Below are 23,313 nucleotides of genomic sequence, written 5' to 3'. Positions count from 1 at the left end.
CGGAGCAAGCCCCGAATCATGCTTCATCTCCAATTTTCGGGCTTGCTCCCCCGGAAGTCAAGCAAGCCATTTGCTTGCAGGAGTAGATACGAATGAGTAGCAACAAACCTACGAACAACAACAAGCCGTGGACGAAAAACGAAGTTACGCGATTGGAACAACTTGCGACGCATAACACACCCACTGGTCTGATTGCACACAAGCTTGGTCGAAGCGAGGCGGCGGTTTATTCCAAGGCTGCTTCAGAGGAAATTTCGCTCAAACCGACTAATCAGTCCCCTTATAGCCTTCGAAGAAAATGAGGCAACACCTGTGTCCGAGTTGCTCGGGCACAGGTGATCACGGCATTTCATTTGCCATCGTCGATCTCTCTGTTGCAAGGTCCGAGATTCTGTAGGGCGCAAGTTTTCCTTTGCTTGTGTGGATAGTTTCCGCAGGAGATTGACGTCAGGCTGCCTGCGAGCGAGGGCGTAAGGGCCAAAAAGCCGACCATCTACCTCCTTCGTTTAGGGTCCAGTTTGTTTCTTCCCCAAATTTCATTCCCATCAGGCGGACTCCAGGTCTATGCTGCCGTTGTCATGTCTTGCTTCGAACAACCCGTATTTGTGGAATGAAGCGCGCCTTCGACGGGGTGCGGTCTGGCGGCGGGGGTGTCTGACGAATGAAAAGCCTGAAGAGACTCTTGATCTGGGCAACTGGAGCAATTGCTGCTTTTGGTGTAGCCGCGATCTTCATATTCCGCATGCCGATATTCGGGGGAAGCTTCGAAGAGGCGCGCTGGGAGAGAATGCGCCATTCGCCACAGTTCCACGAAAACCGGTTCGAGAATACGCCTCCCCAGAAAAGTGAGATGGAGTTTCTGAAGACGCTACAGGACTACTCCAAGGGGCAGGTGAGAAAGCCGCAATTTGTAGTTCCTGTCGTAAAGCTCACAACGAGTCAGTTTGCTGAAGAAATTGAGCCGGGACTTCGTGCCTACTGGTTTGGCCATTCGACTACGCTGATTGAAATCGATGGAATACGGGTTATGACAGACCCTGTGTTTTCGGAATATGCGTCTCCGTTCCAGGGAGTCGGCCCCAAGAGGCTTCATCCGGTTCCGCTCGCTCTTGAGCAGATGCCTCGAGTGGATGCGGTCGTGATCTCGCACGATCATTTCGATCATCTCGATATGGAGGCGACGAAGCACTTTGCCGCCCGAGGCACACACTTCTACGTTCCTCTTGGAGTTGGCGCGCATCTGGCGCGTTGGAGCGTACCCGCACAGCAAATTCACGAGATGGATTGGTGGGACTCTGCTGAGATCAAGGGTGTTCAAGTGAACTGCACCCCTGCTCGCCATTATTCGGGACGAAAGCGGATGGATAACTCGACACTTTGGTCAGCATGGTTGGTCCGAGGGCCGCATTCCTCGTTCTACTTTAGTGGTGACACAGGTTATTCCCATCACTTCAGCGAAACTCGTAAGCGGTTGGGTGCCGTCGACCTCTCTGTGTTGAAAGTCGGAGCCTATGGAAGTACCTGGCTCGACATCCAAATGGACCCCGAGTCCGCAATTCGAGCGCATCAAGACCTTGGAGGAAAAGTGTTTCTTCCCGTGCACTGGGCGACATTCAACCTGAGCTACCATGCGTGGGATGAGCCGATCGTTCGCACCGTGGCGGCAGCCAGAAAAGCCGGCGTGCAGATTGTGACTCCAGCGCCGGGAGAGAAGGTCGAGCTTGGAAAGCCCTTTGTAAATCGGGAATGGTTCTTGCAACATTAGAATCCCACGCAAGCAAAGTCGGCTTGCATGGGGCACCCGACCCGCGGGAACTGCCACGCTATCGAACAACGCGCAAACAGCATCCAAGACTGAACCACCATCCGATGCGTCAGGACGTGGGCATGGGTGAAGGTCAAGTCTGTAAACCGGCAGGAATGGCCTGCCAGGTTGAATACTCCAGCGCGCACAAGCTTCGCGTGCGCAACAAGCTCTACTACCGTCTTGCACACTGGCCGATTTGGATTGTGGTGTTCTATCTCGTGCCGGGCCCAATGACGTTCAATCTATTTGCTCATGGGGCTGACCGCGCGATGGGCTACTGGCTTGCCATCGTTGTCGTGGGAACAGCCCTTTCCGGTCTATTTGGAAAGTTACCGGGTGTGGAGCCCAGACCTTACATCCTTCGCTTTACCGAAGATCGTCCGAACCCTCTGTATCGGCGTATCTGCTATACGCTCGCCTGGAGTGAACTTATCACCTACGCAGTTCTGAATATCTGCGGACTGGCCGGAGCGATCGTGATTGGCAAGTGGCGACTGCAACAGATCTACGCCGTGGGTTACCTGCCGATGGTCGCTAGCCTGTGGCTTCTCGGTTTTTGGGGGAGATTGCCGCGCGTCAAAGCCTCGACCAAGGGAGAAGGTGACGAGCGCCGTTACTTCTACGGAGCGGTCTGGTCGGTTCCTGTCGCGCACGCTGCCCTGTGGCTGTTGTGGGTCGCGCTTCCACAGAGCCGGTTCACCGATGTCCTGATGCTCACTGCTTTCATAGCGGTCATCGTTGTTATCGGTTCACTTGCCCGGCGCGGCGTTCTGCCACGAACTCGGAAGATATTGCCAGGAGAGTTGGCGGTTTCCGACTAAGGATGCGGGCGGAACGCTCCGAAGCAACTCAGAACCACGGCGGCGATCAACGGCGTGTAGTCAGGATTTCCAGAATCTCTTTCAATCCGTGACGGACGCGTTTGAGGCTCTCGGCTGGCGCCTTCTTGGGGAACGGCAGAACCGGCTGAGACCTGGTGATTCGAACGTCTGCCTTCAGTTTCTCTCGCGCGCCAGCGATTGTGTAGCCCTCTTCGTACAAAAGCTTTTTGATTACCAGGACATTCTCGACATCGCGTCGGCGGTACATACGCTGGCCGGTGCTGCCCTTGGATGGTTTCAACTGCGGGAACTCGGTCTCCCAGAAGCGAAGGACGTAAGCAGGCAACCGGCTGAGTTTTGCAACCTCGCCGATGCGGAAGTAGAGCTTGTCAGGGACGGTGATTTCATCCGCCTGGCTCTTCACACGCCTTTTCTTTGCAGTGCTCATGGTTTGTGTGCGGGACGCTGACCTTGACGCTGCGCTCGCTCCGGAAACTGACATTCGCGCCCGTGCGCAGCCATACCGCATTCCGGGTGTAACTGCTTTTACCACGACCCGCCGTCCGGGAACAACTCCGACCACCCATTCGGAATCCAAGAACTCTGAAATTGGTTGTGGGTGGTCCATGTGAACAGCATGTTCCGGATGCTCCGCTTCTGCTTAATCTTGGCTGTCGCCTCTGTGGTTGTCCTCTCGTGCGGTTGCGGCTCGTCCGGCAGCGCATCCAGTTCCAACGACAACGCTGGCGGTGGCAGCGGGAATCCGCAACTTCCGGGCGTAAGCATCACGGCCGACAAGATGACATCAACGGCCGGAGACCTGGTCACGCTGAACTGGAGCACAACAAACGCGAAGTCATTGACGATCACGCCTCCGGTGAGTGAGGACGCGCTGGACTTGACAGGGACGATCCAGGTCGCTCCGCTCTCGACTACGACGTACACCGCAACTGCGACGAACTCTGATGGTTCGAAGCAGGCGGCTGTGACAATCAGTGTGACTCCCGCGAAGCCGACCATCACCTTCACTGCGTCGCCCGAATCGATCAACGCCGGACAGACTTCGGAACTATCGTGGTCCGCGCAGAATGCAACTTCCATAACGATTGATAACAACGTGGGCACGTTCACGACGGCCAGCGGCTCCGCGAAGGTCACTCCATCATCAACGACAACCTACACGGCGACTGTGACTGGCGCAGGCGGAAGCGCCGCGGCAACCGCGACCGTGACAGTCGCAGCCGTCGGCCAGTTGGGAATTACGCTGGCCGCGAATCCGGTCAACGTGAGCAGCGGCCGTTCGAGCACGTTGGAATGGACATCGCAGAACGCGGTCAGCGTTTCTATTACGGATCTCGGCTCGGTGAATCTGAATGGTTCAGCACCCGTGACGCCCTCGACTACGAAGACCTATACGGCCACGGCAACAGATGTGAACGGAACGACAAAGACTGCGACGGCAACCGTCACGGTGCTTGGAGGTAGTGCGGGACTGAGTACGCTGAAGCACATCATTTTCTACATGCAGGAGAACCGGTCGTTCGATAACTACTTCGGCATGCTCGGGCAATACAGGCAGAGCAAGGGCCTGCCGGCTGATGCCGATGGCATCGATGTCAACAAGGTACTCACCGACTACTACGGTCACGAGGTGAAGCCCTTTCACACGCCGACAACCTGCATCGAGGTGACGAGTCCGGGGTGGAACGAGAGTCACTTTTTCGCGCACCGCAAGTCGAATGGCACATTCGGGATGGACTTCTGGATGATGCAGCAGGAGGACTCGCAGCACTCGACGGTGGACCCGCATTACACGCGCTCGCTGGGGTACTATGACCAGAGCGACATTCCGTACTACTACGAACTGGCAACGCAGTTCGCAACCAGTGACCGGTGGTTCGCGTCGCTGATGGGCCCGACGATACCGAACCGCATGTATCTGTTTACCGGGACCTCGTTCGGGTTTACGCGCCCGGACTCCAGTTCGAAGCATCCGCCGTACACGCAGAAAACTCTATTCCAGGCGCTGAACGAAGCAGGTGTGACGTGGCGTTACTACTACCAGAGCGGCGACGTGTACCTGGCGCAGTTTGACATCTGGAACGACCCGGCTTCGCAGGGGCGCGTGCGCAACATTTCGGAGTATTTCAGAATCCTGTCGGATCCAAAGGCAGACCAATTGCTGCCGCAAGTCGTGTTCCTGGAGCAGGCGGCGGGCTGGCAACTGAACGAGCATCCTGATAACAAGTGGGGATTGCAACCGGGAGTATTCAATACCAAGAAGATGATCGATGCGCTGATGGCAAGCGCTGCCTGGCCAACGTGGGCATTCATATTGACCTACGACGAGGGCGGCGGCCTGTACGAACACGTAGCGCCGTTCGCCGTTCCTGCACCGGACGGCACGCCGCCGAATCTGCTGTCTACGGATATTGGACAGTGGGACATGTTCACGGACTCCGGGTTCCGCACGCCGGTGATCGTGGTGTCGCCGTGGGCAAAGAAGAACTTCGTTTCACATACTCCGCGGACCACTGCGTCCATCTTGAAGCTGATCGAGACGCGGTTCAACGTGCCGCCGCTAACCGCGAGAGACGCGGCCGCAGACGACATGTCGGAGTTTTTCGATTTTGCAAATCCATCGTGGATGACGCCCCCGCCAATGCCGGAGCAGCCTTGGTGGTGCAACGCCTCGGACGCAAACGATGCCACCTGCAAGACTCTGGTGCAAGTGTTGGGACCGCCGACAGCGCCAGCTTCAACCTGCGACCTATCCCATAAAACGGAAGTGTCGCCGGGACACCCCGTAGGTCCGTAGGAGTTTCGTCCGCCAGGCAGTCGGCGCCAATCTGTTTTACACGCCAATGTCTGACGTCTGAGGCCTGTCGTCTGCCGCCTGCCGTAAACAAAAAGTCTCCGCCGAAGCGGAGACTCGAAAGAAGTGGTTGGGCCTGAAGTGGATGGTTGCTACTTCTTGGCTTTCTTCTTTGCGGCTTTCTTTGCTGGCTTTTTCTTTACTGGCATGTGTTGCCTCCTAGAACCTTCTCCCTTGAAGGTTGTTAGATAGGGCCCATTCCTTGCATCGCCAGCCCACGAATTTGTGTGAGCGCGATTACTGACACCAGATTTTGTGGTGACTTACCTTTTATGTCAATAAAATTCGACAAAAAAAGTGTTGCTCACTTGACTCTAATCTGAAAGCGCTGAGCAGTTCGCAGTGATGCACCCGGTTGTTGCCGCGGACAATGTGAGTAGCGCCCGGTGCTAGAATACTTAGTCTCCTACTGAGTAATCACGCCCAGCGGCGACCGATAATCCCGTCCTGAGCCGCGCGGCGAGAAAGCAGCCATCCTAATGCCTGACACAATGCTTGCCGTTGTTAAGCCCGAAGCCAAGGCCGGCGCAGAAATTCGCGACGTAAAAGTTCCCAAGTTTGGACCAACAGAGGTGCTGGTGAAAGTGAAAGTGGCCTCGGTGTGCGGCACCGACGTTCACATTTACAACTGGGACCCCTGGGCGCAAGGGCGCATCCATCCGCCGCTGATTCCCGGGCACGAGTTCTGCGGCGAAGTTGCAGCCGTTGGCGACGAAGTTACGACCGTGAAAGAGGGCGATTTCGTTTCCGCCGAGATGCACGTGAACTGCGGCAAGTGTTACCAGTGCCGCACGGGCGAAGCGCATATCTGCCAGCACGTGAAGATCATCGGCGTGGATGCCGATGGTGCTTTTGCAGAGTACGTAACCATCCCCGAATCGAACATCTGGAAACTGGACCCCTCGATCCCGCTGGAGTACGCGTCGCTGCTCGATCCGCTTGGCAACGCGGTGCATACGGTGCTTGCAGGCGACATCGCAACGAAGACGGTTGTTATCAGCGGATGCGGCCCAATAGGATTATTCGCCATTGCCGTGGCAAAGGCGTGCGGCGCGACCAAGGTTTTCGCGATCGAAGTGAATGAGCATCGCCGCAAAGTCGCCGAAAAAATGAAGGCCGACCTGGTGCTGGATCCTGCGACGCAGGATGTGCGGGCGATCCTCAAAGAACAAACGGATGGCACGGGCGTAGATGTATTGCTTGAAATGGCGGGCCACAAGGACGCGATCAAACTGGGATTCGATGTGCTGCGCCTGGGCGGACGGGCATCGCTGCTGGGCATCCCTTCGCGCCCGGTAGAAATGAATTTGGCGACGGACATTATCTTCAAAGGTGCGACGGTGCAGGGCATCAATGGGCGTCGTATGTTTCAGACGTGGTATCAGATGACGGCGCTGCTGAAGGCCGGGATGCTGGATCTGCATCCGGTGATCACCGATCGCCTGCCAATGAAGGATTTCAGTAAGGGCATGGATATGCTGAATTCAGGCGTCGCAAGCAAGATTTTGCTGTATCCGAACGGAGTGAAGTAGGAACGATCGGGTAATTTGTAATCGGGTAATTCGAAATTCGGTCGATTTGGAATTAATAAGCAGAGATTTGAGGCCGCCCTTTTTGGGCGGCCTTTTTGCATTTCGCAAACGTTCGAGCGAGCGAGCATCGGCCGCCTTGCAAGAAGCGCCTAAGGCCCGGAATTGGGTGGAGATCACGAGAGTTCGCTGAGGCGCAGCAGTCAGACACAATGAAGCGGTCGGTGCGGGTGCACACATAGGTTCGGCACCCACGATGCGATTTTGGCGCATCCTCGTTCCCTCCCCGCAGGCAAAGGGTTAGACTGTTGAGTTTGAATTTTGCGATAATTCACGCCTGCGGCGGGGTTCTTACAATTATGGCAACGACTACTGGCACTCGTCCTCAGCTTTCCTATTTGACGGAGCAACTCAACCAACTAAGAGAAAAGGGCACTCACTTCAAGTTGCGCGTGCTTGATGATGAGCAGGCGGCGGTATGCACGTTCGATGGCAAGCGGGTAATCAACCTGGCGTCGAACAACTATCTCGGCCTGACCACGCACCCAAAGCTGCGCGAAGCCGCGCTGGCTGCGACCAGGAAGTACGGTGTTGGTTCGGGCGCGGTGCGCACGATCGCCGGGACGATGAAGATCCACATGGAACTCGAGGAGAAGATTGCACGCTTCAAGAACGTGGAAGCGTGCGTCGTATTCCAGTCGGGCTTCACGGCTAACTCGGGGACAGTTTCTGCGATTCTCGGCAAGGAAGACTACATCATCTCCGACGAGTTGAACCATGCGTCGATCATCGACGGTGCCCGGTTGTCCAGAGCTAAGATTTTGGTTTTCCGGCACAAGGACGTAAAGCACGCGGAAGAGCAGTTGGCGAGCGTGAAGGATCAGCCCGGACACAAGTTGGTGATCACGGACGGCGTCTTCTCGATGGACGGCGACATTGGTCCGCTGCCAGGATTGTGCGAAGTGGCGGAGAAGTATGGCGCGATCATGATGGTGGACGATGCTCATTCGTCGGGTGTGTTGGGGCGCAACGGGCGCGGCACGATCGACCACTTTAACGTTCACGGCCGTGTGGATGTGCAGGTGGGAACGTTGTCGAAGGCGATTGGCGCGTTGGGCGGCTACGTCTGCGGATCGAAGGATCTGATTGACTTTCTATATCACCGCGCTCGCCCGTTTCTGTTCTCGACCTCGCATCCGCCCTCAGTGGCGGCGACGTGTATCGCGGCGTTCGATGTGCTCGAAACCGAGCCGCAGTGGATGGAGCAGCTCTGGGCCAACACGAAGTATTGGAAGAAAGAGCTTGGAACGCTTGGCTTCAACATCGGTGGCGTGAACACGCCTGCGAGCGAGACCCCGATTACGCCGATCATTATTGGTGACGGGAAGTTGACGATGGAGTTCTCGCGCGAGCTGTTCAAGGAAGGCGTGATGGGAACAGGCATCGCGTTCCCAACGGTGGCAGAAGGCAAAGCGCGCATCCGCACCATTGTGACCGCGACACACACTCGCGAAGAGCTGGACCAGGCGCTGGAGACGCTGAAGCGCGTAGGCAAGAGGATGGGAATTCTGTAAGGCAGACGGCAGACGTTGGACGGCAGACCTTAGTTGGGCACGGCTTCGGCCGTGCCTTTTTTGCACTAGCTGTAGGTGCTCTCTCTGACCTTCAGGCTGGTCTGCTTTCCGCTGCGGCACAAAGCAGATCCTTCGCTTCGCTACAGGATGACGCTCTCTTTGTTTGCTCACAGGTTGCTCGCGACCCGCGACTCACGACTTACTTGCGACTCGCGACTCACGACTCACCCGGCTTCGTCGTCCGAGAGGGCGCGAAGTAAGTCGCTGCCGAACATCTCAAGCTTGATCGGGCCGAGGCCCTTTACCTTTGCAAGTGCGGTCATGTTCCTGGGGGCGACACGGGCGATTTCGCGGAGAGTGCTGTCGTGCAGGATGAGGAACGCGGGGCGTCCGGCTTTCTTCGCAAGCTCGGCGCGCACACGGCGGAGGCGACCGAAGCGCGCGTCTTCGTTGCCATCGAAGTACTCATTGTCGAGTGGCTCGTAAACGGTGTCTCGTTTTGCTGACTGCGGCGCAGTCTTAGCGGTGTACGAGTGCTGTGTTGGCTTGGTGCTTGGCACAGACGTCTGCGGCCGATGCAGAGCGCGAGCAAGCGAAGATGGTGGCTCAGCATGGCCGCCAGTGACGGCGATACCCGTAGCGGAGAGCGTTACGACCGGACGCATTGCGTTGCCGTTTGCGCCGCGGCGATTTACGAGGCGTTCTTCGACAAGCGCATTCAGGAGTCTAACGACTTCGTCCTGCTTGTAGTCTTGCAGCGCGGCGTAGGCGGGTAGCTGGTCAAGTTCGAGATCTTGGAGCTTACGGTTCTTGCTGCCCACGAGGACATCGGCAACTATGTGAACGCCCATTGCCCCTCGGCGTTCGATCTGCTGGACTGCCGAAAGAATTTTGCGGATGGTGAGGACGTCTTCACGCGGGAGGCGTGGCGTGGCCATTGTCTCCGGGGCGGCGATGGCTGTGGCCGTTGCAAGCCGACGCGCTGATGCGCAGTTGTCGCAAGCGCAGTTCGTGACCTCGGATGTCTTGTCGCCAAAATAGTCGAGAATGCCCTTGCGGCGACAGCGCGCGGAGAAGACGTAAGAAGTCATTGCGGCCAGCTTCTTCCGGGCGTGATCTTTCAGCAAGGCCAGCGCACGCGGGCTGAGCGCGTCGTTGTTGTCGCCAATCTTATCGATGAAAAATTCCTGCGTGCGGCGATCGGAGGCGCTGTAGAGGAGCATGCACTCCGAAGGATTCCCATCGCGGCCAGCGCGGCCGGCTTCCTGGTAGTAGGCCTCGACCGTTCCCGGCATGTTGTAGTGGACGACGAATCGAATATCAGGCTTGTTGATGCCCATGCCAAAGGCGTTCGTGGCGACAGCGATTGCGCCAGCGCCTTCCATGAAGCGCTTATGGTTCGAACTGCGCGCCGACTGATCCATTCCGGCGTGATACGAAAACACAGGACGCGATGGTATGCGATTGCTGATGAGCGTCGTGACCAGTTCGACGGCCTTGCGCGTGGCGCAATAAACAATTCCGCTGCCGGTGTTCTTGCGCAGGAAGTTAACGAGTTCGTTGTTGCGGGTGCCGGCGTCCTCGAGCCTCTGGCAGGTGTAAGCGAGGTTAGGACGGTCGAAGCCGGTGATATGGATGCGCGGGGACTTGAGGCCGAGTTGCCTGATTATGTCGTCGCGCACAAGCGGTGTTGCCGTCGCCGTGAGCGCGATGGTTCGGGCTGATCCGAGTTGACGGCGCATCTCGCCGAGACGAGCGTATTCGGGGCGGAAGTCGTGTCCCCAGGAACTGATGCAGTGCGCTTCGTCCACGGCGAAGAGCTTGGGTTGAAGCTTAGGCAACAATGACTGAAAGCTGGGAGCGCTGAAACGCTCGGGCGCGATGTAGAGGAGCCCGGTGAAGCCGCGATGCAGCGCGGAAAGCGCACTCCGCTGTTCGTCGCCGCTTTGCGAACTGTTGAGCACAAGAGCCGGGATGTTGAGTCGTCGTAACTGAGCGGACTGATCGGCCATCAGTGAAATCAACGGCGAGATGATGATGGTGAGTCCGCCGGTAACGACCGCCGGAAGCTGGAAACACAAACTCTTACCCGCACCTGTCGGCATGACGCAGACGACGTCATGACCGGCAAGCAGGTCCTGTATGACTTCGCGTTGCGCAGGGCGAAAAGCGGAAATGCCGAAAACGGAGTTCAGCTTGTGGGTGAGAGTATCCATGAGGCCCGAAGTACAACTGTAATTGGAAAAGGAGTAGCGAAGAAAATTTAGTTAGCACTCAGACGGCAGACGTCAGACCTCAGTCGGCAGGCGGCTTTCTGACGTCTGATGTCCAACGGCAGACGTCCGAGGTCGATGTCCAACGTCTGCTGTCTGTTTATCCGCCGTAAATCATTTCTCCGGCGACGATGGTGTACATGACTTTGCCGTAGAGGTGTATGCCATCGTATGGGCAGTTGCGGGAAAGTGATCGCGATTTCGAAACGTCGTAGGTCCAGCGCTTCTTCGGATCGAAGATCGTTACGTCTGCGTATGAGCCCTTGGCCAGCGTGCCTCGGCCACTACGGGCGATGATGCGCGCCGGATTGGTTGAGAGCAGAGCCACTATGTGCGACAGCGGCACGCCTTTCACGCGATGCAGGCGCGTAATGGCCAAGGCGAGCGCAACTTCCAGGCCGGTAATGCCGTAAGCCGCGCGGTCAAACTCGACGTTCTTCTCATAACGCGCATGCGGGGCGTGGTCGGTTGCGATGGCGTCGATGGTACGGTCCGCGATTCCGGCAAGCATGGCTTCGCGATCGGCCGCGGAGCGCAGCGGCGGATTCATCTTCAAGTTCGTGTTGTAGTCGCCAATATCCTCGTCAATGAAGAGGAAGTGGTGCGGTGCCACTTCGCACGTTACCTGCACTCCAGCGCGCTTCGCCTTGCGCACGGCTTGGAGCGCTTCAGCGGTGGAGATGTGGGCGATGTGAAGATGCGCTCCCGTTTCGGCGGCGAGTGCAATGTCGCGTTCAACGACGCGAGCTTCGGCCGAAGCTGGCTGCCCACGCAGGCCTAGACGGAACGACGTGGGGCCAAGATTCATGGGCCGGCCCGCGGTGAGGCGGGTGTCTTCGGCGTGCTGGATGACAGGCAGACCCACTTCGTGGGCGAGCACGAGCGCACGACGCATCAGGCCGTCATCGAGAATCGGCTTGCCGTCATCGCTGATTGCGACAGCGCCAGCAAGTTTCAGTTTGCGGAAGTCGGTGAGCACTCGGCCTTCACTGCCCTGAGTGGCGGCGGCTATCGGGAAGACGTTAACGAGTGCGCCGCGTTCCGGATGTTGCATCCACGCTGTGGTTTCGGGAAGGTCATTGACGGGCGTGGTGTTGGGCATGGGACAGACGGAAGTGAAGCCGCCTGCCGCTGCCGCAGCGGTACCGCTGGCGATCGTCTCCTTGTATCCCTGGCCGGGCTGGCGCAGATGAACGTGGAGATCGACGAGACCGGGCGTGACGACGAGGCCGTGCGCGTCGATGACATGATCGGGAGTGCCGCGAAGGCTGCCCGGCAGACCAATCTGGGTCACGCGCGCGTCGCTCAGGACGATGTCCATCTCGGCGTCGAGCTTTTGCGCCGGATCAATGACGCGCCCGCGACGGATAAGAATGCTTTCGCGGCTGGTCATCGAGCACCTCCGAGGGCGTAAGCAAGAATGGCCATACGCACGCTGACGCCGTTACGAACCTGATCGAGAATGACGTTCTGAGAACCGTCGGCTATGTCGTCGGTGAGTTCCATGCCTCGCATGATGGGGCCGGGGTGGAGCACGATAACTCCGCGGCGCGCAAGGCGCAGCCGCTCGCGGGTGAGCTGATAATTAACTGTGTATTCGTGCACGTCGAGTTCAAGGCCTTGCAGACGTTCTTTCTGCACGCGGAGCAGGATGACTACATCGGCTCCGTGCAGGCTTTCATCGAGGTTCTGGCTGATGCGAATGCCGGGCGCAAGCGCGAGTGCATTGTCCGGGACGAGCGCTGGCGGCCCACACAAGGTGATCTTCGCGCCAAATTTGCTGAGCAGATGGACATCGGAGCGGGCGACACGGCTGTGAAAGACGTCGCCGACGATCGTAACGCGCAGCCCGTGCAGATCACCCTTGTGCTCAAGGATGGTGAAGGCATCGAGCAGTCCCTGCGAGGGATGCTCGTGCATGCCGTCGCCGGCATTGATGATCGGGATATCGAGATTGCGGGCGAGCAGGCCCGGCGCGCCGGACGAAGGATGGCGAATGACGATGGCATCGGCGCCGAGGGCTCGGAGGGTGGCGCCGGTATCGAGGAGCGATTCGCCCTTTTCGATGCTGGAAGCAGTTGCGCTGACGACCGCCGTCGTTGCGCCGAGAGCCTTGGCTGCGAATTCAAACGAAACGCGGGTACGAGTGGACGCCTCGTAGAAAAGTAAAACCACGCGACGGCCACGCAGAATATTGCGTGGCTTTTCGTAATGCATTCGTTTCGCAAGCCGAAGCAGGGAAACAATCTGCTTCGGCTCCATAGGCTCTATTGCAAGCAGGGAGCGCGAGCTGGTGGTCATGGTTAGTCTTGGCGTTCTACGAGCAGGACCTTTTCCGACTGATCGGTTTCCTGCAATTTGACTTCAATAATCTCGATATCGCTGGTCTGGATGCGGCGTCCGACGAATGTGGCTTCGATGGGTAGTTCGCGGTGTCCGCGGTCAATGAGAACGAGCAGTTGCACGCGGCGGGGGCGTCCGTGGTCGAAGAGAGCATCGAGCGCGGCGCGGACGGTGCGTCCGGTGTAGAGAACGTCGTCGCACATGACGATGTCTTTGCCGGTGATGGCGAACTGCATCTCCGACTTTTCGACAACCGGCTTCGGGCCGACCGTGGTGAGGTCGTCGCGGTACAAGGTGATATCGAGCGTCCCGACCGGGACGGGCGCCTTTTCGATCCGTTCAATGTGCCGGGCAAGGCGTTCGGCAATGGGAATGCCGCGTCGCTTGATCCCGACCAGGCCTAGGTTGCCGACACCATTGTTCTTCTCGACAATTTCGTGCGCGAGCCGAACAAGGGTGCGCTCAATCTCGGAGGCCGACATGAGTTGCGCTTTTTCGCAAAGATTCGGAGGGCGAGAAGAAACTGGAACGTTCATGAGCTCGCATGATATCCGACTCGAAAGCACTGGGGCAAATCTACGTAGACCGAAGCAGGCCGCGCTGTGGGAAGAGCGTAGCCAGAGTACAGCTTTAAGGTTCGTGGTCTTTGCGTCCGAAGAGAGCGCCCAATGCCCCCCCTACGCCAGCCAAGACCGTGGAGAATAGGCACAAAAACAGCAGGCCGATGGTGAACATGGTGGCGAATCCGCCGGGAGTATTCAACCATTCACCGATATTGCGCATCATCTCCTGCGCCGCCGGATCGGGATTGTTGGCGATAGCGGCAGCAACCTGCTCCTGTACCTGGCGCACAATTTCAGCGCGGCTCGCGGGTACAAGCACGCCGATGGAACTGACGATGGCCTTAACGGCAAAAGCGACCAGGCCAGTCACAGCGCCTAAGCGGAATCCGATTCCGGGCGTAATGGGGTGGTGCGCCATTCGCGCGCGATAGAAAGCGACGCTGATGCCTCCCGCCGCGAGCAGCCATAAGCCCAGCAGCAATGGACTGCGCACGATCGTGATCAGGCCGGCGATAATCCCGACCAGTAGCGCCGTGCGGAGTGCCTGCCCCCAGTTCAATCGACCGGGGAGGATATCGGCGGGCAGAGTTAGAGGCGACTCTGTGGGGCGTAGTGGTTCGGACGGTGGCTGCAGGTTATCCGGCGTGCTGGGAGGCAATGGCGGTGTCGCAGGTTCCTCGCCGAGCAATACATTCACGCGGATCTGCGGAGCATTACATTGGGCACAAAACGGAGTGCCATCTTCAACTGTTGCACCGCACTTGTGACAAGCGTGTTCCACGAAGCGAAGGTATCAGCAGGGACGGCGAAGATGCAAGGAAGCGGAAGAGCTGCTGAGCTACTGAGTGGCTGGGCTTGCCGCCTGCTGGGCTGCGGAGTTTCGTTGTTCTTCCTGAGCGGAGCGACGCAGTCGCGGAGTCGAACGATCCCTATCATCACCACGAACCTGGCAAAAGGGATCCTTCGACTCGGGCTTGCGCCCTCGCTCAGGAGACAGGTTGTTCCTTGCTCAGTAGCTTAGTAGCTCAGTCGCTACAGTTCTCCCTCGTCGCCATGAGTCTGAACGTATACGAGTGAGAACTCGCTGCCACTGCCGTTCGGTTTGACGGCGACGATGCGCTGGCGATCACTGGTGCCGACCTTCAACTCGATCGTTTGGCTATTGGTATCGGCTTTCTCGCAAGAGAGTTCCTTGGTGTCGCTCTTCTTCATCCGGAAGCCTCCGGTTGAGCCGCCCTTACATTCGATCGTATTGCCGTACTTCTTCATCTCGTTGCGATAGAACTCGAGAACTTTGTCGGGCGAGTCGCCGCTGGTGAAGCTGAGCGCGACGACCTTGAGTCCGAACTTGCCGAAGTTCAGGTTGACGTTGGCCTTGTGATCGTCATCGTTACCATCCTTCGGCTTGGGCACGGCGCCTGGATAGAGCGGCAGGCCGGTATCCTTGGCCTGAACGTCGTCTGTGCGAACCTTGAGGCCGCCGAAGGGCGTTTGGATATCCACCTTCTTTTCTTCGCCGTTCTTGCCCTTGTTAACGCGCATGTTGCAGGAGGAGAGGAGCAGCAGGCTGACGATGGTGGCCAGCAGGGCAACGGCACGCACCAGGCCGGTGCGGGTTGAGCGACGATACGTGTGCTTCATGGGAAGCCTCCTACCTTGAATTTGCGACGCGATCGAGCCCGGAGCCACGCACGGCGACGTCAGGAATGGTAACGGGCAGGCGTCCTTTGATGGTGATCTCGCCGAACAAAGCCTTGACGGCGCTCGTTTCCGAAACGGGCTCGTTAGAAAAAGTACAGAGATAATTCTGCACGGCCGGGAAGTCGGCGGCAAGGTACGGGTTTCCCATGGCGAGCAGCATAGTCCTTTCGCCGGCCTGTTGAAGAACGGATGACAGCAGCGCGGCGGGGACGTCGGAAAGCGCCACAGAGGCTTTCATCGCGCCGCCAGCGCGCACTGTACGTCCGGCGCTGGGAATTACATACACGGCGGCCAGGACGGTTTGTGCCTGGCGCACAGCCTCCAGCACCACCGGCGCGGCGCCCGCGGCGGTGCGGCTGTCCACAAAGAGCACGTTCGCGTCTGGCAGGCGCAGCTTAAGTTGGCGTTCGAAAACGCGGCCCGAATCTGAGCGAACGTCGTCTGAGAACACGATGGCTACGACGCGGTTGCGCGTCTCCTCCGTATTCTTATACGCAAGAGCGGGAGCGGTGGTTCCAGACGGACGCAACGGAAGAAATTGCCCGGTGTAGCGGACGAGGGTGACGGCGTCCTCTGCAACTCGCTTCGCCACTGCAAGGTTCTCCGGCCGGGCAATCAGGCTGGACATCGCATCGATATCGACGAAACGACCACGGTGCAGGCCGACTGCGGCCTTGGCGCGGAGAAGCTTCAACACCGACGCGTCGATCTGGGTCTCCGGGATTTCGCCACGGCGGACGGCAGCAAGGACTCCGTTGTAGGCACCATCGAGGTCGGACGGGATCAGGATCATGTCATTGCCCGCCTTAATGGCCTCCACAGCTGCTCGCCCGGCGCTGGCTGCCGGCGTTTCGGACGGGAAGAGGCGCATGAGGCCATTCATGTCCATGGCGTCTGTGATCACGATGCCATTGAAACCCAATTGCTGCTTCAGCAGCCCAGTGATGACGTTGCGGGAAACGGTCGCGACGCGATTCGGGTCGGGCTCCAACGCGGGTACGGTGACGTGCGCGACCATGACGGCGTCCACCCCGGCGTTGATGGCGTTACGGAAAGGAACGAGCTCGATGCTCTCAAGATGCTCGCGTGTTGTGCCGACGCGTGCGAGGGCGAGGTGGGTGTCGGCGTCGGTATCGCCGTGGCCGGGGAAATGCTTGACGGTGGTCAGCATTCCCGCGCCGCGCGCGCCCGCGATGTAGGCATTCACCAATTCGCTGACCTGTCGCGGCTCTTCGCCGAACGAGCGCGTGTTGATGATGGGATTGGCGGGATTCGAGTTAAGGTCCGCGTTGGGATAGAAGTTCCAGTGGATGCCGATAGCGCGCGCTTCCTCGGCCGTGATCTTGCCGAAGGCGAATGCGTAATCTTTGTTGCCCGTCGCGCCAAACGCCATCGCGTGCGGGAATCCGGTTGTGCCGTTCAGGCGCATGTAGAGGCCGCGTTCGAAATCGGCAGCGAAGATCAGCGGCAGTTCGGAGTCGCGCTGCAACGAGTTGGCGAGCATGGCCGCTTCGTAGGGCTGGTTGCGGTAAAGGAAAGGCCCTTCAGCGGTGACCGTCACCAGGAAGGAACCAATGTGGTACTTGCGCATATTCTCGCGCAGTTGCCGGTAATCAGGGCTGGCAACGTTATAGAACTCGACGCGCGCCCTGACCATGAACAATTGGCCGACCTTCTCTTCGAGCGAAAGTTTGCGCAATGTGCGCTCGGCCCAGCGCTCGCCATCGCGGTCGAGGTGAATGGGGCTGGCTGCCTGAAAGCGATCTTTAGCGGTGCCGAGCGAAACCAGTAAGAACAATATGAGGACAAGACGTTTCCGCAGACGTTTCCGCATCGGGAGCACGATAGCAGAGCAGAGGCGAGTGTAGGTGCGGAAATCTGTGCAGCGCAGCGAAACGAGACAGCGTTCAATGAACTCCGCCGCTGAGTCGCTAAGCTACTGAGCTACTGAGCAGGAATAAATCTGTCCTCCTGAGTGATTGCCCAAGTCCGAGTCGAAACACCTATGGCCAGCTCAGTGCTGACCATAGGGGTTCTTCAACTCCGCGACTGCTTCGCTCCGCTCAAGACAAGCGAACTCGGCAGCTCAGGAAGACAAGGGGTGTGGGCGACCGTCTATGCCGTCACAAAGCTCTCCACCAACGCGATGCTCTCGTTTGCAACTTCTGCATCGTTGCCGAAGCCGCGTAGCCAATGGACATCGGGTTCGCGGCGGAACCACGTCATCTGACGTTTGGCGTAATTGCGATGGCCCTGCTGCGCGGCGGTTACGGCCTGCTCGAGCGTGAGTCCTCCGTTCAGGAAGGCGGTGGCCTGCTTGTAGCCGAGCGAGCCGAGCGGTGGCGCGACGTCGGGGCCGCCGTATCTGGCAAGCAGATTGCGAGTTTCTTCGACGAGGCCGCGCTCGAACATCTGCCTGGCCCGGTCGTTGATGCGCGAATAGAGCGCTTCGCGCGCAGGATCGAGGCCGAGGCGCAGGATTCGGAAGCCGAGCAGCGGGTCGCGCGCCTGTTGTTGCAGTAGTTCGCTCATGGGCCGCTTGGCCGCCAGGCAGACCTCGATGGCCCGGATGATCTTCGGTGCATCGTTCGGGTGGATGTTTGACGCAGACTTCGGATCGAGTCGCCACAGCACTCGATGAAGATGCACGGAACCCTTCTGTCGCTCGCGGTGGCGAAGGCGTTCGCGGAGTTCGTCCGAGCGCTGGGGGCCGGGAAAGAGTCCTTCAAGTAGTGCGCGCAGATAGAGTCCGGTGCCGCCGACGACGATAGGCAGTGCTCCGCGCGAGGCGATCTCGCCGAGAACGGAGCGAGCCATGCGGGCGTACTCGCCGGCGGTGAATCCCTGCGTGGGCAGCGCGATGTCCAGGAGATGGTGCGGCGCGAGCGAGCGTTCGAGGCCGTCGGGCTTGGCGGTGCCTATCTCGAGCTCGCGATAGATGGCAACGGAGTCGCAGTTCACGATCTCGCCACCGAATCGGCGTGCCAGCGCGATAGAGAGAGATGTCTTTCCGCTGGCGGTCGGGCCAAGAATTACGACGAGAGGATGCTGCGGTGAAGCCGTCGTCTCCATCAGCGCGCGCTCCACGGGATGACGCGGAAGTAGCGAACGATCATGTAGAGGAACAAGACGACTGCGAGAACGAGCAGGCCCACGACGGCCGGGTCAACCGGGGGACGCGTCGGCACAGGTGTTTGCGACTGCGGTTTGGCCTGCTCAGATTCCACGACGCACATTGTAGCGGCTCGTCTGTCAGTTGAATCAGTAGAGATTTGATACAGCGGCGTTACTGCATGTCATTTTTGTCGGGGTTGTAATAGAAGTGGAAGCGCAGCGCCAGGTAAGGTCCGTGGAACTCGCCGGGCAATGGCGGGAACGGATTGGAAGCCGTAATGCCGCCCCAGGCGGCGCGGTCGAGGGAAACGTCGCCAGACGGACCGACCATACGCATACCTGCAACGCGACCGTCTTTCAGGATTGCGAACTCAATCGAAGACTTTCCTCTTTTCATCAACGGCGCGCGCGCAACTTCAGGAATCAACGTATACCAGTTCATGCGAACCGCCTGTAGAACGCGCGAGAGGTAAGGGCCGAAGTCGACGCCCATAGTGTCGCTGAGCACGTCCATGTTGCTGCGGATCTTACCGGGGGAACCAGCGGGGCCGATTCCGAAGTCACCGGCAGCGCCGCCGTATCCGGCGCGAGCGCTGTTACGTGCGGCTTCGGCGATCGATGTGCCTGCGGACATAGCGCCACCGAACGGGTTCGGCTTGGCAGCATTTGCCGGGGCGGTGAATGGAGAGTTCGAATTGGCCGAAGGCGTGCCACCCGGCTGCTGCGCTGCCTGTTGGCCTCCCTGAGGTGGGGGAGCGGCCGGAGTCGCACGCGCACTCTGCTGTGGTTCAGGCGGCCCCGGAGGTCCGGGTGGCGGACTCGGGCGCAGGTCTTCCAGTGTCTTCTTGTCGAGTTGCGGCGCTCGCGATGTAGCAATGCGATTCTTGTCAGACATGAACTTCGTGTCTGGCGGCTTAGGCGGAGGCGCCTGTTGATCGGACGGCAACTCCAGATACGTGAGTTCCTTGTTCCGCAGAAGATCCTCGGCGGTGGCGACCTGAACGTAGCCGCGGTGCGGCATGTATTTGGGCGCAAGAGCTATCGTCAGCACGAGGAGGATGTGAACGACTACCGAGATCCAAAAGGCTTCGCGCATGCGCGAACGCGCGAGATCATCCTGTAGCTGGCTGAGCAGCACGGGCGCGAATTCCGCAGCTTCATCTCCGGAACGGCGGAGGTGATCGGAACCGGGCTGGCCGGGATCAGGAGGTCTAGGCGGAATCTCGAATGTTGCCATCGGCCTTGAGTTGGTCAGTTCGCGTCTCTGCTTTCTGTTAGACGCGCGTAGGGCACTAACGGCGTCGCACGAAGTTGGTAACGAACCTCACGGCAAGCGGCGCACCTTTGAATATTACAAACACACAGTGCCACAAGCTGTTGCTGTGGATATTCTCTCATTTCTGGCGTCGTCATGGGGCGCGTCACCCGCCCAATCGTTGGTACTAGCTTCTCAATTACACGTACAACTCAGGTGTTAACCTGACGCACTTCAGTCAAGCCTTCGCGTGAATGATTGAATCGAGATTAGCTCTACGGCTATGTTCCTCAATGGCCGAGAGCACGTCGAGCGCAAGGGCCAGTGCGCGACGTCCATCTTCCAGAGGAACAAGGGGCGCTGTTCGCGTATCGACCGCGTGCAGGAAGCTGCGTAGTTCGGCAAGCAGCGGCTCTTCGGCGACAACCTCAGGCTTGGACGGGACAATGTCGGGCATGGTGAATTCCGACGATGCGGAAGCTGCTGCACCGATGGGCTTCACTGTGAGCATGAACACATCGCGGCGCGAGTAGTCGAGCGAGACATACTGATGGGGCTGGAAGAAGCGCAGCTTGCGTACGCGTTCCGTGCTGACGCGGCTGGCGGTGAAGTTCGCCACACAGCCGGATTCGAACTGCACGCGCACATTGGCGATATCTACCTTGTTGGTGAGCACGGGCAGGCCGACCGCGCGAATTTCGCTTACCGGCGAGTTGACGAGCGAAAGCACGACGTCGAGATCGTGAATCATCAGGTCGAGCACAACGTCCACGTCGAGTGAGCGCGGCGTGAAAATGCTGAGCCGGTGCACTTCGAAAAACATGGGATTCGTGATGAACGGCATGGTTGCGCGAACGGCTGGATTAAAGCGTTCGAGCTGGCCGACCTGTGCGATGCACCCGGTGCGCTTGGCGATTGAGATGAGCTCATCCGCCTGCTCGCGCGAGGCGGCGATCGGCTTCTCGATGAGCACGTCCACGCCGGCATTCATCAGGGCAGAGGCAGCTTCGAGGTGCGCGATGGTAGGCACTGCCACAGAGGCGGCGTCGATGGTCGTGGCCCGAAGCATCTGTTCGATGGACGTGAACGGTTGTGCGCCGAACTCGCGAGCGACTTCGGTGGCACGCTCCGGATTGGCATCTACAATAGCCGCAAGTTCGATCCGTGGTGCTGGTGCCGGAGGTAATGATGCCGTTGGTGCTGACGCGGCCTTCTGCGACTCCTGCTGAAGCTGGTGATAGACGCGGGCGTGGTTGCGCCCGAAAGAGCCGACGCCGATGACGGCAACGCGAATGGTTTTGGATGATTGCACAGAGGCCTCTTTCGCGAACCATCGATTGTCGCAGACGTAAGCGCTGGGGGAAAGCCTAGACAGGGTCGGCGACGATGGCGATGCCGGCTTCGTCGGCGGCACGGTACACGGCATCGCCGTCGAGCACGAGGCAGCGCTGGGCTTCCAGGGCGAGACAGCTTGCGCCAGCGCGCTTCATGGTCTCAATCGTGTAAAGGCCAACGACAGGAACATCGAAGCGCATGTCCTGTTTCGGTTTCGCGACTTTGACCACGGTGAGAGCGCGGCTGAACGTGGAAGCTTCTCCGCGCAGCGTGGCCATAAGTTCTCCGGCGCGCAGGATGGCGGCGTCTGTGCCCTCCATGGCTTCAATCGCAACGCAGGCGGCTTCTGCGATGACGACGGTCTGTCCAATATCGAAGCGCGCGACGTGTTGCGCGACGGCGCGACCGTAGGTGATGTTCGTCTGCTCCTGGTCCGTGGGCGCCCGCCGGGTCAGCACCCCTGGCTTTGCGAGCAAAGGCTCAAGCAGGGCCGTGGAATTCATGAGGTGAATGCCCTCATCGGCGAGCACCTTGGCGACGGCGCCGATAAGCGCGTCCGTGTTACGCGTGGCGAGCGACATGAGCAACTTCGCCAATTTCCAATCAGGACGGATGCTGCTGAAGATTTGCTTGTGCTTTACTTGCCCGGCCATCACGGCTTCGGTAATGCCTTCACGCCTGAAGGTGTCGATCAGCCTCGAGAGTTCGCCGAGCGAGAGCCAGTGAACGGCCAAAGCGCCGTGCTTCTCGATCTCAGGAAAAGTCTCTTCCTTGATTGCAGCGACTACGACTTCGTAACCGCGCGCCTTCGCCGCTTCCAGAACGAGGAAGGGGAACTTGCCATTTCCCGCGATGAGTCCAAGCTTTGACATAGCTAGTTGCTGGTCGCCAGTCGCCAGTTGCCAGGAGAAAACCGGTCGAGTGTTGCCAGACCTTACGTCACTTCGCGCGCAATGAGTTCATAAGTCCGTTCAACATTCGGCCAATTTCGCCTGCCATGTTAAGCAGGTCGGTGCAGCGCTCATCAGATACGAAACGCAATCTCCGTGCAAGCATCAACTGTGTCTCCACCTCCATGAGTGACCCTCTTGCGTTACTCAAAAAGTGTACGAAGTCAGCAGATGTTCTTCTTCCCTGGCCCTCAGCGATGTTGCTCGGGACGGAAACTGCAGCGCGACGCAGTTGCGAGGTCAGTCCATAGGTCTCGCGCGGCGGGAATTGCTCGGTTGCGCCGTAAACCTGTTCGGCGAAGTCCATGGCTTTCTGCCAAGCGAGTAGATCTCTGTAGCTTTTACCCATAACTGGCAACTGACAACCGGGAACCGGCAACTGTCTTGCCTACTTCAGCACTCCGCGCTCGGAGCTCTCGATGAAGCGGAGGAGCATCTCTACTTCCTCGCTTAAGTCGCCGTTGGAGCGGATGCGTTCGATTGCCTGTGTTGTGTTCAGCTTGGAAGCCAGCAGGATGCGGAAAGCGCGCTGAATCTTGCGGACGCGGTCACTCGAAAAACCTCGACGTTCGAGGCCGACGTAGTTCGCGCCATAGGCGTGGACATCGCGCACAGCGCTCGTCTTCGAAAATGGAAGGACGTCCTGGGTGATCGTAGTCCCGCCGCCGATGTATGCGTGCTTGCCGACGCGGACGAACTGATGGACGGGACAGAGGGCACCGACAACGGCCCAGTCCTCGATTGTTACGTGACCGGCGAGTGTGGCCGCATTGGCCATGATGACGTTATCGCCGATGAAGCAGTCGTGGGCGATGTGCGCGTAGGCCATGATGAGCGCGTGGTTGCCAAGGCGCGTCAGTCCACCGCCTTTCACGGTGCCGCGATGGATGGTGACGTATTCGCGTATCTCGTTGTGGTCGCCGATCTCAAGGCGCGTTGGTTGTCCGCTGTACGTGAGGTCTTGCGGGCCGACTCCCAGGGTGGAGAATGGGAAGACACGGTTGTGGCTGCCCATGGTGGTGGGGCCTTGCAGCACGACGTGCGATATCAGTTCGCACTCTTCGCCCATCTCCACGTTCGGTCCCACGAAGCAGAACGGTCCGATGCGGCAAGAAGCCGGAACTTTGGCTGAAGGATCGACGACGGCGCTTGGGTGAATACTCATTTCGATGT

Annotated in this window: 20 protein-coding genes; 5 read left to right on the top strand and 15 right to left on the bottom strand. The window is 58.9% G+C overall.

Annotated elements, in window-relative coordinates; translation table 11 throughout:
* Positions 1-661 precede the first annotated feature (661 nt).
* A complete protein-coding gene (locus VN622_08380) occupies positions 662-1,765 on the top strand; it encodes an MBL fold metallo-hydrolase (protein HWR35867.1) in 1,104 nt (367 codons plus the stop codon).
* 122 nt (positions 1,766-1,887) lie between these two features.
* Positions 1,888-2,628 (top strand): hypothetical protein, encoded by a 741-nt coding sequence (locus VN622_08375; GenBank protein ID HWR35866.1) that lies wholly within the window; start codon positions 1,888-1,890, stop codon positions 2,626-2,628.
* 46 nt (positions 2,629-2,674) lie between these two features.
* Here VN622_08375 and VN622_08370 read toward each other — a convergent pair whose 3' ends face one another.
* Positions 2,675-3,076, bottom strand: a complete 402-nt coding sequence (locus VN622_08370; protein ID HWR35865.1) for a MerR family transcriptional regulator — start codon at positions 3,074-3,076, stop codon at positions 2,675-2,677.
* A 189-nt stretch (positions 3,077-3,265) separates the two neighbouring features.
* On the opposite strand from VN622_08370, the gene VN622_08365 reads away from it, so the two are divergent.
* From VN622_08365 to VN622_08355, 3 genes are all read left to right on the top strand, one after another.
* Entirely contained in the window at positions 3,266-5,446 is a 2,181-nt protein-coding gene (locus VN622_08365) for an alkaline phosphatase family protein (protein HWR35864.1), read from the top strand.
* Between the two features lie 536 nt (positions 5,447-5,982).
* Complete coding sequence (tdh, locus tag VN622_08360) at positions 5,983-7,035, top strand: L-threonine 3-dehydrogenase (protein HWR35863.1); 1,053 nt, start codon at positions 5,983-5,985, stop codon at positions 7,033-7,035.
* Positions 7,036-7,391: 356 nt separating this feature from the next.
* Positions 7,392-8,606 (top strand): glycine C-acetyltransferase, encoded by a 1,215-nt coding sequence (locus VN622_08355; GenBank protein HWR35862.1) that lies wholly within the window; start codon positions 7,392-7,394, stop codon positions 8,604-8,606.
* A 224-nt stretch (positions 8,607-8,830) separates the two neighbouring features.
* On the opposite strand, the gene VN622_08350 is transcribed toward VN622_08355, so the two are convergent.
* The 14 genes from VN622_08350 to lpxA form a co-directional block, all read right to left on the bottom strand.
* The gene (locus VN622_08350) at positions 8,831-10,822 is read right to left on the bottom strand and encodes a RecQ family ATP-dependent DNA helicase (protein ID HWR35861.1); all 1,992 of its coding nucleotides are present in this window, start codon (positions 10,820-10,822) and stop codon (positions 8,831-8,833) included.
* A gap of 157 nt (positions 10,823-10,979) precedes the next feature.
* On the bottom strand, positions 10,980-12,272 hold the full coding sequence (locus tag VN622_08345) for a dihydroorotase (GenBank protein HWR35860.1): 1,293 nt from the start codon (positions 12,270-12,272) through the stop codon (positions 10,980-10,982).
* Positions 12,269-13,180: an aspartate carbamoyltransferase catalytic subunit gene (locus VN622_08340; GenBank protein ID HWR35859.1), complete on the bottom strand. Its 912-nt coding sequence runs from the start codon at positions 13,178-13,180 to the stop codon at positions 12,269-12,271. Before VN622_08340 ends, VN622_08345 begins: the two co-directional genes overlap by 4 nt.
* 2 nt (positions 13,181-13,182) lie before the next feature.
* The gene (gene pyrR, locus VN622_08335; GenBank protein ID HWR35858.1) at positions 13,183-13,758 is read right to left on the bottom strand and encodes a bifunctional pyr operon transcriptional regulator/uracil phosphoribosyltransferase PyrR; all 576 of its coding nucleotides are present in this window, start codon (positions 13,756-13,758) and stop codon (positions 13,183-13,185) included.
* A gap of 94 nt (positions 13,759-13,852) precedes the next feature.
* Positions 13,853-14,482 (bottom strand): hypothetical protein, encoded by a 630-nt coding sequence (locus VN622_08330; GenBank protein HWR35857.1) that lies wholly within the window; start codon positions 14,480-14,482, stop codon positions 13,853-13,855.
* A 335-nt stretch (positions 14,483-14,817) separates the two neighbouring features.
* Complete coding sequence (locus tag VN622_08325; GenBank protein HWR35856.1) at positions 14,818-15,426, bottom strand: hypothetical protein; 609 nt, start codon at positions 15,424-15,426, stop codon at positions 14,818-14,820.
* 10 nt (positions 15,427-15,436) lie between these two features.
* Positions 15,437-17,284, bottom strand: coding sequence for a glycoside hydrolase family 3 protein (locus tag VN622_08320; protein HWR35855.1), 1,848 nt, complete (start codon positions 17,282-17,284; stop codon positions 15,437-15,439).
* Between the two features lie 317 nt (positions 17,285-17,601).
* The gene (gene miaA / locus VN622_08315; GenBank protein ID HWR35854.1) at positions 17,602-18,558 is read right to left on the bottom strand and encodes a tRNA (adenosine(37)-N6)-dimethylallyltransferase MiaA; all 957 of its coding nucleotides are present in this window, start codon (positions 18,556-18,558) and stop codon (positions 17,602-17,604) included.
* Positions 18,558-18,722 (bottom strand): hypothetical protein, encoded by a 165-nt coding sequence (locus VN622_08310; GenBank protein HWR35853.1) that lies wholly within the window; start codon positions 18,720-18,722, stop codon positions 18,558-18,560. The genes miaA and VN622_08310 overlap by 1 nt, the downstream gene beginning before the upstream one ends.
* Positions 18,723-18,772: 50 nt before the next feature.
* The gene (locus VN622_08305) at positions 18,773-19,837 is read right to left on the bottom strand and encodes a TonB family protein (GenBank protein HWR35852.1); all 1,065 of its coding nucleotides are present in this window, start codon (positions 19,835-19,837) and stop codon (positions 18,773-18,775) included.
* A 256-nt stretch (positions 19,838-20,093) separates the two neighbouring features.
* Entirely contained in the window at positions 20,094-21,167 is a 1,074-nt protein-coding gene (locus VN622_08300; GenBank protein HWR35851.1) for a Gfo/Idh/MocA family oxidoreductase, read from the bottom strand.
* A gap of 55 nt (positions 21,168-21,222) precedes the next feature.
* On the bottom strand, positions 21,223-22,062 hold the full coding sequence (gene lpxI / locus VN622_08295; GenBank protein HWR35850.1) for a UDP-2,3-diacylglucosamine diphosphatase LpxI: 840 nt from the start codon (positions 22,060-22,062) through the stop codon (positions 21,223-21,225).
* 67 nt (positions 22,063-22,129) lie between these two features.
* Positions 22,130-22,489 carry a four helix bundle protein gene (locus tag VN622_08290; GenBank protein HWR35849.1) on the bottom strand — a complete coding sequence of 120 codons (360 nt, stop codon included), beginning with the start codon at positions 22,487-22,489 and terminating at the stop codon, positions 22,130-22,132.
* A 39-nt stretch (positions 22,490-22,528) separates the two neighbouring features.
* On the bottom strand, positions 22,529-23,305 hold the full coding sequence (lpxA, locus tag VN622_08285) for an acyl-ACP--UDP-N-acetylglucosamine O-acyltransferase (protein ID HWR35848.1): 777 nt from the start codon (positions 23,303-23,305) through the stop codon (positions 22,529-22,531).
* Positions 23,306-23,313: the final 8 nt, after the last annotated feature.

The sequence above is a fragment of the Clostridia bacterium genome (genome assembly GCA_035561135.1).
In the GTDB taxonomy this organism is placed as follows: Bacteria; Acidobacteriota; Terriglobia; order Terriglobales; family Acidobacteriaceae; genus DATMYA01.
The sequence above is the reverse complement of the archived record's forward strand: the minus strand, read 5'-3'. Positions and strand labels throughout refer to the sequence as shown.